At 43.2% G+C, this 14,762-nt stretch carries 15 protein-coding genes; 10 read left to right on the top strand and 5 right to left on the bottom strand.

The features are described from left to right. Nucleotides 1–54 precede the first annotated feature (54 nt). The 3 genes from tnpA to ITG10_RS22660 form a co-directional block, all read right to left on the bottom strand. Nucleotides 55–489 (bottom strand): IS200/IS605 family transposase, encoded by a 435-nt coding sequence (gene tnpA, locus ITG10_RS22650; protein ID WP_248386908.1) that lies wholly within the window; start codon nt 487–489, stop codon nt 55–57. A gap of 159 nt (nt 490–648) precedes the next feature. After that, the gene (locus ITG10_RS22655; protein ID WP_017632812.1) at nt 649–1,173 is read right to left on the bottom strand and encodes a hypothetical protein; all 525 of its coding nucleotides are present in this window, start codon (nt 1,171–1,173) and stop codon (nt 649–651) included. Nucleotides 1,174–1,283: 110 nt separating this feature from the next. Continuing rightward, nucleotides 1,284–1,661 carry a NirD/YgiW/YdeI family stress tolerance protein gene (locus ITG10_RS22660; protein WP_026084444.1) on the bottom strand — a complete coding sequence of 126 codons (378 nt, stop codon included), beginning with the start codon at nt 1,659–1,661 and terminating at the stop codon, nt 1,284–1,286. A 275-nt stretch (nt 1,662–1,936) separates the two neighbouring features. On the opposite strand from ITG10_RS22660, the gene ITG10_RS22665 reads away from it, so the two are divergent. Genes ITG10_RS22665 through modC form a run of 4 tightly spaced genes read left to right on the top strand, consistent with a single transcriptional unit; the run spans nt 1,937 to nt 6,020 of the window. Beyond that, nucleotides 1,937–3,403 (top strand): cobyric acid synthase, encoded by a 1,467-nt coding sequence (locus tag ITG10_RS22665; RefSeq protein WP_017632814.1) that lies wholly within the window; start codon nt 1,937–1,939, stop codon nt 3,401–3,403. 56 nt (nt 3,404–3,459) lie between these two features. Further along, nucleotides 3,460–4,218 (top strand): molybdate ABC transporter substrate-binding protein, encoded by a 759-nt coding sequence (gene modA / locus ITG10_RS22670; protein WP_017632815.1) that lies wholly within the window; start codon nt 3,460–3,462, stop codon nt 4,216–4,218. Next, nucleotides 4,219–4,917: a molybdate ABC transporter permease subunit gene (gene modB, locus ITG10_RS22675; RefSeq protein ID WP_017632816.1), complete on the top strand. Its 699-nt coding sequence runs from the start codon at nt 4,219–4,221 to the stop codon at nt 4,915–4,917. Beyond that, entirely contained in the window at nt 4,914–6,020 is a 1,107-nt protein-coding gene (modC, locus tag ITG10_RS22680) for a molybdenum ABC transporter ATP-binding protein ModC (RefSeq protein WP_017632817.1), read from the top strand. The genes modB and modC overlap by 4 nt, the downstream gene beginning before the upstream one ends. Nucleotides 6,021–6,331: 311 nt before the next feature. Here modC and ITG10_RS22685 read toward each other — a convergent pair whose 3' ends face one another. Then, a complete protein-coding gene (locus ITG10_RS22685; protein ID WP_017632818.1) occupies nt 6,332–6,769 on the bottom strand; it encodes a DUF3069 domain-containing protein in 438 nt (145 codons plus the stop codon). A 131-nt stretch (nt 6,770–6,900) separates the two neighbouring features. Between ITG10_RS22685 and ITG10_RS22690 the strand changes: the two genes are divergently transcribed. Together ITG10_RS22690 and ITG10_RS22695 are read left to right on the top strand one after the other, a co-directional pair. Then, nucleotides 6,901–7,872 (top strand): diguanylate cyclase, encoded by a 972-nt coding sequence (locus ITG10_RS22690; protein WP_176679666.1) that lies wholly within the window; start codon nt 6,901–6,903, stop codon nt 7,870–7,872. A gap of 77 nt (nt 7,873–7,949) precedes the next feature. Further along, on the top strand, nt 7,950–8,960 hold the full coding sequence (locus ITG10_RS22695) for a Solitary outer membrane autotransporter beta-barrel domain (protein WP_017632820.1): 1,011 nt from the start codon (nt 7,950–7,952) through the stop codon (nt 8,958–8,960). 93 nt (nt 8,961–9,053) lie between these two features. Here the strand turns inward: ITG10_RS22695 and ITG10_RS22700 are convergent, their stop codons facing one another. Beyond that, a complete protein-coding gene (locus tag ITG10_RS22700) occupies nt 9,054–10,295 on the bottom strand; it encodes a GGDEF domain-containing protein (protein WP_128644439.1) in 1,242 nt (413 codons plus the stop codon). A gap of 394 nt (nt 10,296–10,689) precedes the next feature. On the opposite strand from ITG10_RS22700, the gene ITG10_RS22705 reads away from it, so the two are divergent. From ITG10_RS22705 to pntB, 4 genes are all read left to right on the top strand, one after another. Further along, nucleotides 10,690–11,058 carry a competence protein ComFB gene (locus ITG10_RS22705; RefSeq protein ID WP_017632823.1) on the top strand — a complete coding sequence of 123 codons (369 nt, stop codon included), beginning with the start codon at nt 10,690–10,692 and terminating at the stop codon, nt 11,056–11,058. Nucleotides 11,059–11,097: 39 nt separating this feature from the next. Then, nucleotides 11,098–11,379, top strand: a complete 282-nt coding sequence (locus ITG10_RS22710; RefSeq protein ID WP_248386910.1) for an HlyU family transcriptional regulator — start codon at nt 11,098–11,100, stop codon at nt 11,377–11,379. Between the two features lie 300 nt (nt 11,380–11,679). Beyond that, nucleotides 11,680–13,230, top strand: a complete 1,551-nt coding sequence (gene pntA, locus ITG10_RS22715; RefSeq protein WP_017632824.1) for a Re/Si-specific NAD(P)(+) transhydrogenase subunit alpha — start codon at nt 11,680–11,682, stop codon at nt 13,228–13,230. Nucleotides 13,231–13,240: 10 nt separating this feature from the next. Continuing rightward, a complete protein-coding gene (pntB, locus tag ITG10_RS22720; protein ID WP_017632825.1) occupies nt 13,241–14,638 on the top strand; it encodes a Re/Si-specific NAD(P)(+) transhydrogenase subunit beta in 1,398 nt (465 codons plus the stop codon). The last annotated feature ends 124 nt before the right edge of the window (nt 14,639–14,762 follow it).

Raw genomic sequence — 14,762 nt, forward strand, 5'->3', positions numbered from 1 at the left:
ACCACCTTCTAAAGAAGGTGGCTTTATGTGAGCCCCCTAAAAGGGGGCCTTTGTTTAGTCCAACGCCAATTGCTGCTGCTCACGCGCTCTTTTTTTCTCTTGATGTCTTACATAGCGTCGAATGATTTCTTCATTAACCCCTACGCTATCGACAAAATAGCCCCTTTGCCAAAAGTGGTTACCCCAGAGTTTGTTTCTCCTTAAATATGGAAATTTACTAAAGAGTTTTAAAGCTATTTTGCCTTTCAATACGCCCATCAACTTGGATATCGATAACTTAGGCGGAACTTTTACTACCAAGTGCACGTGGTCAACTTGAACGTTTAATTCAACGACTTCACATCCAAGTTGATTACAGTAAACGTTTATACATCGATAAACTTCTTTACCTACATTGTTTTTCAAAATCCTAAATCGATACTTTGGTGTCCACACTATGTGATATTGACATCTCCAAAATACGTGGGAAGCTTGATTATATCTGCTCATGTTATTTGTCCTCTTTGACTTCGCTAAAAATCAAGGGAGCATTTAACATGGGTAGAACTACAGGCAAAGCCAAACTGAATGATAACCACCTACTGAAGTAGGTGGTTTAGGGCTGAAAACAAAATTAGTTACTTACCATGTTTTAGCTGTGTATTGGTTCTAGAAACCGAATCGAGCTGACATTAGGATTTGGTGACCGTAAGTACCATTGTTTCGCATATCTAGGCCAACAGAAAGTTGATCAGTAGAGTGGAAACGCGCACCAACACCAACAATTGAACGCGTATCGTCGTTGTCGATCAGCTGACCTAGACGTGCGTTAACTTCTACGTTCGCCATTAACCAAGCTCTTAAACCGATGTTGATTTCAGTTTTAATGTGGTTGTCGTCATTACGCTCAATGTTGTGTAACAGCATTTGGCCTGTAACGTCAGCAAATTGACTAATTGGACCGTTAAATCCCATACCTACAGCCGCATCCCAATCGCTCTCAAACTCAGAATCGATACGTGCAACGAAGTGAGAGTTCTGGGTGAACATTGTCGTCATTTCACCACCGAAAGTACTCGGGCTTGTACCCATGCGTAGCTCGAATGTGTTGTAGTTAAAGTTGTTTGCAGACGCAGAGAATGAACACAGTGCAGCTAACCCCAGAAGGACAGTCTTGTTTGTGCGACCTAGCATGGTGACTCCATATAAATTGTATTTTCGGCAGTATATACAAAAAAGCCTGCAATATGCAGGCCAATTTATTGGAGCTCGTTATTTAAAGCGAGATCTTTGAGTTTTGAAGCTTACAACACTTGAATGTGGTCAACTTCGATCTCTGGTGTTTTACCACCTTCGTACTCACCGAAGATACGAACTTTAGTATCTGCCGTTAGCGGTTGTGCTAAGTGGATATCGTCATCCAGCTCAATTTGAATTTCGCTCTGGCCGTCAGAGAAGATAAACGTGTCATTCTTAAGCTGACGAACAATCTTGCCGTCTACAATCGCGTCCTGCTCTGAGAACATGCTTGTGTTTTCAAGTAGTGTAGCAACAGATACGGTTTCAATTGGTCCAGTGTAAGCAATAGGGCTCTCGTGTTTGTTATCTTTGTGGTCACCAGCCATTGCGAAAGTAGGAGCAAGAATAATAGTGGTTGCGATAGCTAATACAGTTTTTTTCATGATGAATCCCTTAGTGTTGTTTTTGTTAGAAATGTTGTTCTGAATTTGAAACATTTCATTTTGTTAGTAAGTTTTTTGTTGATGCGCTTATTTTCGTTTGTAAGCTGCGTTTCGATGGAGCTATTAAACAACACTAGGGTTGAATCCAGAGTGAGTAAGGTATTCATTTTCCATTCATTTTATTGAGCATCTACTCGGCAATGGCGTTAAGATGGTGGAAGTGAAAGATTGCTTATAGCTATAAATTGAATAAAACATTAAGGATTGAAGTACGAATGCGAGCACCATTAAGCGCCCTTATGGTTCAAGGGACAACGTCAGATGCCGGAAAAAGTGTTTTGGTGGCAGGTTTATGCCGTGTATTGGCCAGAAAAGGCATTAAAGTGGCACCGTTTAAGCCACAAAACATGGCTTTAAACAGCGCAGTGACAAAAGATGGTGGTGAAATTGGTCGCGCTCAAGCGGTTCAGGCGCAAGCTTGTAATATCGAACCGTCGGTTCACATGAATCCTGTATTGCTGAAACCAAACTCAGATACGGGCGCACAAGTAATTCTGCAAGGCCGCGCGCTGAGTAATATGGAAGCGACGGGTTATCACGATTACAAGAAAGTCGCGATGAATACGGTGATCGATTCATTTGACCGACTTTCTGCTGAATACGAAAGCGTGATGATTGAAGGTGCGGGCAGCCCAGCTGAAATCAATCTACGTGAAAATGATATCGCCAACATGGGATTTGCTGAGAAAGCGGATATCCCAGTCATCATCGTGGCTGATATCGATCGTGGCGGCGTGTTCGCGCATCTCTACGGCACATTAGCTTTGTTATCTGAATCTGAACAAGCTCGCGTAAAGGGCTTTGTGATTAACCGCTTTAGAGGCGATATCGCGCTGCTTCAATCGGGTCTAGATTGGTTAGAAGAGAAAACCGGTAAGCCAGTAATTGGCGTATTACCATACCTGCATGGTTTTAACCTTGAAGCGGAAGATGCCATTACGTCTGCTCAAGAGTCTGACGGAGAAGCTAAGCTTAAGGTCGTGGTTCCGGTGTTAACCCGAATCAGCAATCACACAGACTTTGATGCGCTAAGGCTCAATCCTTCGATTGATTTACGTTATGTGGGCAAAGGCGAGCGTGTTAATAACGCGGATTTGATCATCCTACCGGGTACAAAGTCAGTAAGAGCCGATTTGGATTACTTAAAAGAGCAAGGTTGGGACAAAGACATTCAACGTCACTTACGTTTAGGTGGCAAAGTGATGGGCATTTGTGGTGGTTACCAAATGCTAGGAAACATCATTCACGATCCCGATGGTGTCGAGGGTGAACCTGGCAGTAGTGAAGGGTTAGGGTATCTTGATACTGAAACGACCTTAACGCAGCAGAAAACCTTAACTAACGTGCGTGGCACCATGACGCTAGATGGAAAAACAGCGCAAGTAAAAGGTTACGAAATTCACGTAGGTAGGACTGATGTCAATGAAACGGTTTTACCGGTTCAGTTAGAATCAGGCAGCCTTGATGGCGCGGTAAATCAAGATAACTCGATTTTTGGTACTTACCTGCATGGCGTATTTGATAACAGCGATGCGTTATCGCTTATCTGCGAATGGGCAGGAGCCAGTGATGTAACAGCGATTGACCATGAACAACTTAAAGAGTTGGGTATTAATCGAATCGCTGATGCTATCGAAGAGCACTTAAATCTTGATTTGTTTTGGCCTGAGCTTAAAGCCTAGGTTTGAACTGGAAATATCGGTTAAGAAATCAAACGAACAATAGATAAGTGAGAACAATGAAAAAGCTAGTCACCCTTGTCACCTTAGCATTAACGACTTCGTTGAGTTCGACTCACCTTCTAGCGGCAGAAAAGCTACGAGTTTACGCTGCATCGTCTATGACCAACGCGGTGAACCTATTGGTTGAAGAGTTTGAAAAGAACCATACGGTTGATGTTATTCCTGTGTATGCCAGCACATCATCTTTGGTGAGACAGATTGAAAGAGGGGCACCAGCAGATATTTTTATCTCAGCCCATGAAAAATGGATGACGCATTTAGTCGACCGAAAATACGTTTCTAGTGACAATGTCACTAATTTGTGTGAGAACGAGCTTGTGCTGATTGCCCCTAAAGATTCTTCGGTATCGTTGGACCTCTCACAGGGTGAGCAATGGACTAAACTACTGACGAATGAAAGACTTGCAGTAGGCAACACAATGTCTGTTCCTGCGGGTATCTATGCGAAAGAAGCATTAGAAACGTTAGGTGTATGGGACGATGTGAGCACTCGATTGGCACCAAGTAACAATGTTCGTATGGCACTGGCTTTAGTCGAACGCAGTGAAGCCAAACTCGGTATTGTCTACAAAACCGATGCGTTGCTTTCTAAAGAAGTGAATCTAGTAGAGACGTTTCCGTCTGATTTGCACACCCCAATACGTTACCCTGTAGCGAAAATGAGCGAAAAAGTGATTGCAGAAGAGTTCTATACTTTCCTAGACACAGAAAAAGCGAAGGACATCTTGAACAGTTTTGGATTTGAAGTGCGTTAAATGAGTTACTTATCGGAATACGAATACCAAGCCTTAATACTGAGCTTGAAAGTCGCTGGGTTTGCCATCTTATGGTTGATTCCTATCGGCATTGGCTTAGCTTGGCTACTTGCTAAGAAACAATTTGTTGGCAAAAGCATTGTAGAGAGCATCGTGCATCTGCCTTTGGTTCTCCCGCCAGTGGTCATTGGCTATTTGTTGTTAGTGATGATGGGGAGACAAGGCGTTATTGGTTCTTGGTTAAATGAGGTGTTTGGTATTGTATTTAGTTTTAGCTGGAAGGGAGCGGCATTGGCGTGTGTTGTTGTCGCGTTGCCATTAATGGTTCGCTCTATCCGACTTAGCTTAGAAACAGTCGACAGCAAACTGGAAGAAGCGGCAGCCACATTGGGCGCGTCACCTATTCACGTGTTCTTCACCATTACATTGCCTCTTATGATTCCAGGGATCATTACTGGCACCATGCTTTCTTTCGCACGAAGCTTGGGTGAGTTTGGCGCGACGATCAGCTTCGTTTCAAATATCCCCGGCGAAACTCAGACCATTCCTCTCGCTATGTACACCTTCATTGAAACCCCTGGTGCAGAGATGGAAGCAGCACGTTTGTGTGTGATTTCTATTGTGATAGCGCTGGGCTCATTGATGCTCTCTGAATGGCTCAATAAGAAGTCGGCACAACGACTAGGAGGCAATGCATGAGTGCTTTGATCCTCCAATACCAACAACAGCTTGGCGAAACTTTCTTCGATATTGACCTAGAACTACCAAGTAGTGGCATCACGGCTATTTTTGGTCGTTCTGGTGCGGGTAAAACATCACTTATTAATGCGATTAGTGGCCTTAAACAGCCAGACAAAGGATTGATCAGCGTATCAGGGATCACCTTGTTTGATAGTGACAAGGGCATTAACTTGCCGACTCACAAACGTAATGTGGGTTATGTGTTCCAAGAGTCGCGATTGTTTCCACACATGAAGGTGTCAGCGAACCTCAAATATGGAATGAAAGGCGGTGATAAGGCGCATTTTGAGCAAATCGTGTCATTGTTGTCTTTGGGCTCATTACTTGATCGTTATCCTGCACGTTTGTCAGGTGGAGAGAAGCAACGTGTGGCGATTGGCCGTTCTTTGTTGTCTAAGCCGAGCATTCTATTGATGGATGAGCCTTTAGCCTCTCTTGACTTACCTCGTAAGCGTGAAGTGATGCCGTTTTTGGAGAACTTATCCGAAACGGTGCAAATCCCAATTATCTATGTCACGCACAGTCTCAACGAGATCTTACGCTTGGCGAATCACTTGGTCATTATCGATCAGGGCAAAGTGATATCTTCGGGTGTCACGGAAGAAGTATGGGCATCAAGAGCCATGCAGCCTTGGCAATCTTTCTCTGAACAAAGCTCGTTGTTTGAAGCGACTCTCGCGGAGCACAATGATGATTATGCGCTATCTCGTTTAACACTTGGAAAATCGACGTCGTTATGGGTTCAGAAGGTATCGAGTGAGATTGGTGCGACAGTTAGGCTGCAAGTTAGGGCAAATGATGTCTCAATCGCGCTAGAACAGCCGCAAGGCACATCTATACGTAACATCCTCCCTGTGACCATTAAAAGCGTAGAGACTCACCAGCAGGGCACAAACAAGCAGAGTGTTGCCGTTGAGTTAGAGTTGGAGCCTGGATGCTACTTATGGGCAACCATCACCTTGTGGGCATTGGACGAACTTAATCTAGAAATTGGCCAACGCGTTTATGCGCAGATCAAAGGTGTGAGTGTTGCTCAACGAGATATTGCGGTGACACATTAAATCTGACTAGATCAGCATTTCGATATTGTCGCGATATTGCCGGTTCTATGCACTGAAAATAGGACCTTGATTCCATGAATGGAGACATGCGTCATTTTTATACGGTATAACTGCCAGTTTTGAGCCACACTGTATGAGTGCAAAGGCATATTATTTATGCAATGGCTTAACGAGGTGACATATCGATGAGTAAACAGATAATTGACTAAGAGAAAAAGCAGCAGGTACAAAAAAGCCGCTTGCTGAAGCAACATGCGGCTTAGTCATCAGTATTACTGTTGGCGCTAGCCTAAAGTTAGGCGCTTGGCGACTTACTTAGTAAAAACTTCTTTAAAATCACGCTTCAAGATAGCATCACGACGAGCTTTCTTGATTTGCTTAGCCATGTCTTTTACGCAGTTATGTAAAATTTGGTCAAGCAGTTGAGCTCGGTACTCTTCTTTTTCTTCGTCAGTCATGCCTTCTGGAAGTTTAAGAGTAGGGAACTCTTCCATCATGTTTACGCCAGCAAAAGCTTGGCTAACAGAGATTAGAGCGTGGAATTGCTCGAAGTTGTCCAAAACATTTTGTGCGCTTGCTGGAAGGCTGCTCCAAGTTTCACGCACTGCTTCTTCAGACACCTCATGAATAGAAGTAACCATGTTGTGCATCTCTTTAGGCACTTCATCAAATTCGATAACTTGGCGAAGCTCTGGCGAGATAGTGGTTAAATCGATTTCTTGTACTTCGTTGTTTGTAGCGTCTGACATAGTATTTCTCTTTAAAAAGAAACAATGCTAAAAAGATCTGTAAAAAAGTCAATATAATATAGAGATTAGGGCATGATTTAAGCCCAAATTTGAGCTACTTTGAATATTCAACACTAGATAAAGGTGATGTGATGATAGAAAAGGGATCTTCGATGCGCATATTGCTGGTTGATGATGTTCAACTAGACAGGATGCAACTTGCTATTCGACTCAAGCAACTGGGTCATATCGTGGAAGCTGTCGGTAGCGGAAAAGAAGCCCTGAACGTCTATTCTGATTTTGATCCTGAACTTGTTTTACTTGATATCAGCATGCCAGACATGGATGGTTTTGAGGTCGCTAATGAGGTTCGTCGACAATTCCCAGAGTGGGTACCTATCATCTTCTTGAGTGGTCATGAAGAGCCAGAAATGATCGCCAAAGCGATTGATGCTGGTGGTGATGATTACCTTATCAAGCCGGTAAACAAAGTAGTCCTCAATTCTAAATTGATTGCGATGCAACGTATCGCGCACATGAGGCGTGAGTTAAAACAAAGTACCGCGAAACTCGAAGAACTCAATATACTCCTGCAACAACAAGCCAACGAAGACGGCTTAACCAAATTATACAACCGTCGATATATGGATACTAAGCTTGAAGAGAGCATTGCGTGGCACGGAAGACGTAATATATCCATGACTGTCATACTTCTAGATGTAGACTTCTTTAAACCTTACAACGATAATTACGGCCACATTCAAGGGGATAAGTGCTTACAAGGGCTTGCCAATACCTTGAAACAACTGTTCGTTCGTGCGGGAGAGTTTGTTGGCCGCTACGGTGGTGAAGAGTTTGTTTTGATCTTAAGCGACACGGACAGCGAAGCCGCTAAATTACACGCGACTCGAGTAAAAGAAGCATTGCATGAGATGAACTACGCCCATGATCACTCCACCGTATCGGATAGAGTGACAGCGTCACAAGGCGTGCTCTCATTCGTCCCTGAAGGTGACGAGTCCATCGCTTCTATATACGAAAAGGTCGACCAAGCGCTTTACCAAGCAAAGCAAAGTGGCAGAAACACCTTCATACAACGCAACATTTTGGAGCTTGCTCGTTAGTTAGCAAGCTCTTTTAGAAATTTGAATTTATACTTCTATTAGCGTTTGAGCTAGGAAGTACTTTAGTGATAAGAGAAATGCCACATTCAAAGCCATTTTCTTTGGCTCATTCATGTTGGACACTGGTTGTCCCTGTACTCTGTTTATCTGTTCCCAGTATTGCTTCTGCAGATGAGATATCTGATCTCATTCGCAAGGAGATTGAGCGAAATTTTGCAACCAGCGTGCTTCTTAACGACACCGATGTATTTACCTTTGGTATCAATAACTTTGACCCAAACGAAGTATTTCGCTTAGACAATGAAGACATTGGTTCGAGTGATTCGGTAAGCAGAAGACAAAATATGGCCTCTCTCAGCCTACCTTATACTTTCAAATTACCCGCCACTATTGAAGATAACCACCAAGAGGTGACACTGCGTCTGTCTGCATTGCGCACAGAGAATGAAGTCAACTATTCATCAGCGTCCGTGTCTGATTTTCAAAAAGAAACAGTGATTTCGGGGTATGTTGAGTTTTCGAATGTCGCCCAATTAGATGAATACTGGAGCTTTCATTCTGGTATTGGCAATCACATCTCATATTATCGCAATGAATACGATTATCGCGGTAATGTACCCCAGCCTTTGGTAGATGCGATTGATGGGGTTTATCTCAATACTGACGCTTGGGCCTACATAGTAGAACCTAAGATTAAATTGATCTATGAAGACAAGAATAACTGGGGCAAATACAAACTCAGTACTAGTTGGCATTATTTCAACGGTGTCGGTTGGGGAGACGCCAATAACGGTAATGTAGGCCACCCGGAAGGTTGGTACATCGCTAATGAAGCAAAGATATTCTATGACCTAGTGCGTTGGGACAAAAACATCACATCGATGTATTCGAGTATAAAAAGGATTGATATTGGTGGCGACACCGTAGCGTCGATGGGCACGACCTCCTATTATGAAGGTAGTGTAGGCTGGCTGCTTAACCCAAACCTATTTAACGAATGGGTCGATAATGTGGGCATTGGCTTTACGATCAATTACGGAAGTAGTTTGAAAGGCGGTAGCTTGGTGATCTTCTTTAACCAAGATTAAACGCTTACCAAGTGCCACCAACTTCCACCAAGCGTAAACTGCCTTACAATGAATAGTTTGGCGTTATAGTGACTCGATCTTTTAGCTATAACGTTAACTATTAACGCACAGTTTGTTTCGTCCGGTTTCTTTCGCTTTGTAGAGCGCGTTATCGGCAAGCTTCAACACTTCTTCAGGATGTCTGGTGGTTGTACTATCAGACAGTCCAATACTGATAGTCACATTCACCACTTCATTTGGCTTGCCATTCTTGCCACGTTTTTTCATTCCTACTTCATGGTCATCAGGGCGGTCGTTCGTATTGCGAATGATCATGTCGTAATTATGAATCTCAGAAATCAAAACTTGCAGGTGCTCTTTTACTTGCTCTGTGTGCTTACCCTTGAAAATAATCGTGAACTCTTCACCACCATAGCGATAAGCTTTCGCACCGCCAGTTGTTTCTCTCAATATACGAGCGACTAGTTTCAATACATCGTCGCCAATGTCATGCCCGTAGGTATCGTTAAATTTCTTGAAGTGATCGATATCGACCATCGCCATTGAGTACTTACGGCCTAAATGCTTCATATCCACTTCTAAAGCATGACGGCCGGGGATGTTAGTTAGTCGGTCATTAAAGGCCATGTCGTGGCTTGCAGACATCACGTAGATGATAATCAAGGTCCCTGATAGGGAAAACATAGTGCTTGAGATGTACTGGACGTCAAAAAAGATGAATGTGCATGACGCGAGTAAAATTGCGCTGTAGACCACCACATCAATTGCTCGGTTGTAAACCAGAACCAAAATCGAAGTTAAACCGAGTAAGCAAAGGCTATAGAGAACTAATACGAAGGGCATCTTAGAGAAATCTCTGACAATGAACAGAATCCCTTCGCTCCATGATTCAAAACCTCCGGCATGGAAGTGAGACACGATCAGTTGCGCCCAAACCATAATTAGAACAAGAACCAAGGCATATAGAAACATCGACTTTGAATTAACGCCGTTATCAGGGAAGGCGTACACCAGTAAACAAGTGACAGGTACTAGAGCAGCAAGTAGCGATAGTTCTAATAATGTCGTTCCTGTATTAAGAGGCGTTTGTAAGCGAACTTGGATGATCAGGTAAGCGAGAAGCATGGTGACAGACACCATAGCCATTCGACCTTGTTTAAATGTGTGGCACAGTAAAACCGCAACGCTCAATAAAATATATGGGAGGTTGCTAGCAAACCCTAAGTTTGAATCCGTCACGAGAATGACGTTGTTCATACCTGCAAGTAAAATTGCTAGAAGGAGTAAAGGGAAGCAAAATCGAAACATGCTCGACGTTACAAAAGATGATGCCATTTATGTGGTGAGCCTAACTATAATGATGATCTTATTAATTAATACTATACGTAGGATACGGTTAAACAAGCGGTTGCCAAGCATTTTGCTGAAATGAGAGCAAAAACATAGCCATAGGTCGCTATTGGTGCAACCATTTTTATATGTATTCGAGTTGCTATTAACCATAGAACGAACTACACAGTATATATGAGAAATTAATTAGTCGTTATAGATACTTAACAAAAGCTAGGTGGTTTGTACTTAATGGTTACATGATGACCAACAAGCGAGAAATGTAAATCTGTAATCAAATTTAAGTAAGGTTTATAACTAAGTTACAGTGAGTTTTGCGATTAGGTTGTTCAATGGCTGAAACTCGGTCATAAACAACCGCTACAAATGGAGGTGTAGTATGCAAATAAGTGTGGATGTACATAACTATATGGAAACTCTGGTAGGTCATGTCTTGGCTACCGAGGAATACGTGTCTAATTATACCAACGAACAATTGGCCGATCTCGCGTGTTTGGCTTTAGGTCAGCTAAAACCTATCTATATTCGTTTTGATATCGATTTCCTGTCAGCATTACCTGAAGATAAATTGGTGCTCTATAAACGCAATAGTGAGATCGCGGTCAAAAATGCTGAAAGTATGATTATTGACGATCGAAGACGCGAACGTGACGACAATGTGCCCGTTATATTTAGTCAACACAATTTTGATGATGACGTAGAATTGCAATGGTATGAAAAGCCGTTGTTGAACCATAAACAGTCATGATAGTTTAGAGTGAATACGGTCATTTAAGGAGTAAAAAACGTGGGATTCTTTTCTAGATTATTTGGTGGCAAAGAAAAAACCGAACAAAAAGTAGAGATTGAGCCGGTCGAATATAAGGGTTTCAATATCTATCAAGATGCCATTGCAGAATCTGGTCAATACCGTGTTGCTGGGCGAATCGAGAAAGAATTCGATGGTGAGATCAAAACTCACCGTTTTATTCGTTCAGATGTTGTTTCAAACAAAAAAGATGCCGATGAATTGATGCTTAAAAAATCACAGATGTTCATTGACCAAATGGGTGACAATATATTTAGCTAACCAATTAGGGTTAGAATTGATGTTGGTCATCATTTAGAGAGCTTTCAGTGTATATGCTGAAAGCTCTTTTTAGTTTTAGGGACAAAGAACAGCTAGTAGGTTGTTATTAAAAGGATTATTTGCAAGTGGTTTGACCTCTTAGTTCGAGACGGTCATCATTTCTTCAAATGAAGCGCTCAAATTCCATCCAAATCGTTATAAGTAATAACTTTTCCTGTTCTTTGAACAAAACGCTTGAAGTATTAGTTGTCGTTAGATACAAACGAATAAGTCATTCGTGCCAATAGTCAAGGAATAGCTATGCAAATTGGTGTACCAAGAGAAACACTCGCAGGTGAAACGCGAGTCGCTGCTTCGCCGAAATCGGTAGAACAGCTTCTAAAATTAGGATTTGAAGTTTGTGTTGAATCACAAGCAGGTGCGTTAGCAAGTTTTGAAGATTCAGCTTATGAACAAGCTGGAGCAAAAGTTGTCACCGCAGATGAAGCTTGGAAATCCGAAATTATCTTTAAAGTTAATGCTCCCATCGTTGACGAGTCTAAAAATGAAATCGATCTTCTTAAAGATGGCGCAACATTGGTCAGCTTTATTTGGCCTGCTCAAAATCCAGAATTAATGGAACAATTGTCCAATCGCAACATCAACGTGATGGCGATGGATTCTGTACCACGAATTTCAAGAGCTCAGGCGTTAGATGCATTGAGCTCTATGGCAAACATCGCGGGTTACCGTGCTGTTGTTGAAGCGGCGCATGAGTTTGGTCGATTCTTCACAGGTCAAATTACAGCGGCAGGTAAGGTTCCACCAGCGAAAGTACTGGTTGCAGGTGCGGGTGTTGCTGGTCTAGCGGCAATTGGTGCAGCAGGTAGCTTAGGTGCGATTGTTCGTTCATTCGATGTTCGTCCTGAAGTAAAAGAGCAAGTAGAGTCGATGGGCGCTGAATTCTTGGAAGTTGATTTCCAAGAAGACACTGGCGCTGGTGATGGCTATGCGAAAGAGATGTCTGAAGCATTCAATAAGAAAGCGGAAGAACTTTATGCGGCTCAAGCAAAAGACGTTGATATCATCATTACAACGGCACTGATTCCAGGTCGTCCTGCACCTAAGCTGATTACCAAAGAGATGGTAGATAGCATGAGTGCGGGTAACGTGATTGTAGATCTGGCGGCTGCGAACGGCGGTAACTGTGAATACACGGTTGCGGATCAAGTCATCACTACTGCGAATGGCGTAAAAGTTGTTGGTTACACCGATATGGTTGGTCGTTTGCCGACTCAATCTTCTCAGCTGTACGCGACTAACCTTGTTAACTTACTGAAACTGCTATGCAAAGAGAAAGACGGCAATATCAATATCGACTTTGAAGATGTTGTTCTGCGCGGTGTTACAGTGGTTAAAGAGGGCGAAGTCACTTGGCCAGCTCCACCAATTCAAGTCTCTGCTCAACCTCAACAACAAGCGAAACCAAAAGCAGCGAAACCCGAGCCTAAAGTTGAAGAGCCGGTTTCTCCATTTAAGAAAGCGGCGGGTATGGCGGTTGCTGTTGGTGCATTCGCTTGGATAGCGTCGGTTGCTCCTGCTGCGTTCTTATCTCACTTTACCGTTTTTGTTCTCGCTTGTGTGGTGGGTTATTACGTAGTTTGGAATGTTAGCCATTCTCTTCATACGCCTTTGATGTCTGTAACGAATGCGATTTCAGGGATCATTGTGGTAGGTGCGCTATTACAGATTGGACAAGGAAGCGGCGTCGTGACTTTCCTATCTTTTATCGCCGTTTTAATTGCAAGTATCAATATCTTTGGTGGCTTTACCGTGACCAAACGTATGCTTGAAATGTTCCGTAAAGACTAAGGAGTAACAGATGTCTGAAGGATTAGTACAAGCAGCTTATATTGTTGCTGCTGTATTCTTTATTATGAGCTTGGCTGGATTATCGAAACAGGAATCTGCACGTGCAGGTAACTATTACGGTATCACGGGTATGGCAATCGCGTTGATCGCGACGATCTTTGGCCCTCACTCAGCGGGTATTGTGTGGATCATCATCGCAATGGTGATCGGTGGTGGTATTGGTATCCACTACGCAAGAAAAGTAGAAATGACTGAAATGCCTGAGCTGGTGGCAATTCTGCACAGCTTCGTAGGTATGGCAGCGGTACTTGTGGGTTACAACAGCTACATCGATCCACCAGCGGCTGTGTCACTTAACCCTGCTGATATTCATGCAGAGCACGTGATTCACCTAGTAGAAGTGTTCCTTGGCGTATTTATCGGTGCTGTGACGTTCACAGGTTCGATTGTTGCGTTTGGTAAGCTTCGTGGCGTTATCTCTTCGTCTGCACTGAACATTCCTCACAAGCACAAATGGAACCTAGCGGCTATCGTTGTTTCTACACTGCTTATGATCATGTTTGTGAAAGCAGACGGCAGCATGTTTGCACTTATGGTAATGACACTTATCGCGTTCGCATTCGGTTACCACCTAGTGGCATCGATTGGTGGTGCAGATATGCCAGTGGTTGTTTCTATGCTGAACTCGTACTCAGGTTGGGCAGCAGCTGCGGCAGGTTTCATGCTTGCGAACGATTTGCTTATCGTAACCGGTGCATTGGTTGGTTCGTCTGGTGCGATTCTGTCTTACATCATGTGTAAAGCAATGAACCGTTCGTTCATTAGTGTTATTGCTGGTGGCTTTGGCCAAGAAGTCACAGTATCTGATGGCGATGAAGAGCAGGGTGAACACCGTGAAACTTCCGCTGAAGATGTGGCTGACATGCTTAAGAACTCTAAGTCAGTGATCATCACACCGGGATACGGCATGGCAGTAGCTCAAGCTCAGTACCCAGTGCACGAAATCACTGAGAAGCTAAGAGCGCAGGGCGTAAATGTTCGATTTGGCATCCACCCAGTTGCGGGTAGGTTACCGGGTCACATGAACGTACTGCTTGCTGAGGCAAAAGTACCTTATGATATCGTTCTTGAAATGGACGAAATCAACGATGACTTCGACGAGACAGATACTGTATTGGTTATTGGTGCCAACGACACCGTGAACCCTGCAGCACTGGAAGATCCAAACAGCCCAATTGCTGGCATGCCAGTTCTGGAAGTTTGGAACGCTCAAAACGTTATCGTATTCAAACGTTCTATGAACACAGGTTACGCCGGTGTCCAAAACCCACTGTTCTTCAAAGAGAACACACAGATGCTGTTTGGCGATGCGAAACAGAGCTGTCTAGGGATTTTAGAGCACCTTTAAGGTTTGTTCTAAAAACACCTGTAAACTAAGGAGCTAATTTGAGCTCCTTTTTTTGATCAGCGGAAAGGCATTCTTTGATAATCATTCACATATAATCGCAAAGATATCATCAAGAAACATCCGC

The sequence above is a fragment of the Vibrio sp. ED004 genome (assembly GCF_023206395.1).
GTDB lineage: Bacteria > Pseudomonadota > Gammaproteobacteria > Enterobacterales > Vibrionaceae > Vibrio.

Bases quoted from the DNA above. Each gene is read 5' to 3' on its own strand.
- ITG10_RS22695 (WP_017632820.1), top strand. From the start codon at position 7,950: ATGCCACATTCAAAGCCATTTTCTTTGGCTCATTCATGTTGGACACTG.
- ITG10_RS22660 (WP_026084444.1), bottom strand. From the start codon at position 1,661: ATGAAAAAAACTGTATTAGCTATCGCAACCACTATTATTCTTGCTCCT.
- modB (WP_017632816.1), top strand. From the start codon at position 4,219: ATGAGTTACTTATCGGAATACGAATACCAAGCCTTAATACTGAGCTTG.
- tnpA (WP_248386908.1), bottom strand. From the start codon at position 489: ATGAGCAGATATAATCAAGCTTCCCACGTATTTTGGAGATGTCAATAT.
- ITG10_RS22700 (WP_128644439.1), bottom strand. From the start codon at position 10,295: ATGGCATCATCTTTTGTAACGTCGAGCATGTTTCGATTTTGCTTCCCT.
- ITG10_RS22705 (WP_017632823.1), top strand. From the start codon at position 10,690: ATGCAAATAAGTGTGGATGTACATAACTATATGGAAACTCTGGTAGGT.
- modA (WP_017632815.1), top strand. From the start codon at position 3,460: ATGAAAAAGCTAGTCACCCTTGTCACCTTAGCATTAACGACTTCGTTG.
- ITG10_RS22685 (WP_017632818.1), bottom strand. From the start codon at position 6,769: ATGTCAGACGCTACAAACAACGAAGTACAAGAAATCGATTTAACCACT.
- pntB (WP_017632825.1), top strand. From the start codon at position 13,241: ATGTCTGAAGGATTAGTACAAGCAGCTTATATTGTTGCTGCTGTATTC.
- modC (WP_017632817.1), top strand. From the start codon at position 4,914: ATGAGTGCTTTGATCCTCCAATACCAACAACAGCTTGGCGAAACTTTC.
- ITG10_RS22690 (WP_176679666.1), top strand. From the start codon at position 6,901: ATGATAGAAAAGGGATCTTCGATGCGCATATTGCTGGTTGATGATGTT.
- ITG10_RS22655 (WP_017632812.1), bottom strand. From the start codon at position 1,173: ATGCTAGGTCGCACAAACAAGACTGTCCTTCTGGGGTTAGCTGCACTG.
- pntA (WP_017632824.1), top strand. From the start codon at position 11,680: ATGCAAATTGGTGTACCAAGAGAAACACTCGCAGGTGAAACGCGAGTC.
- ITG10_RS22665 (WP_017632814.1), top strand. From the start codon at position 1,937: ATGCGAGCACCATTAAGCGCCCTTATGGTTCAAGGGACAACGTCAGAT.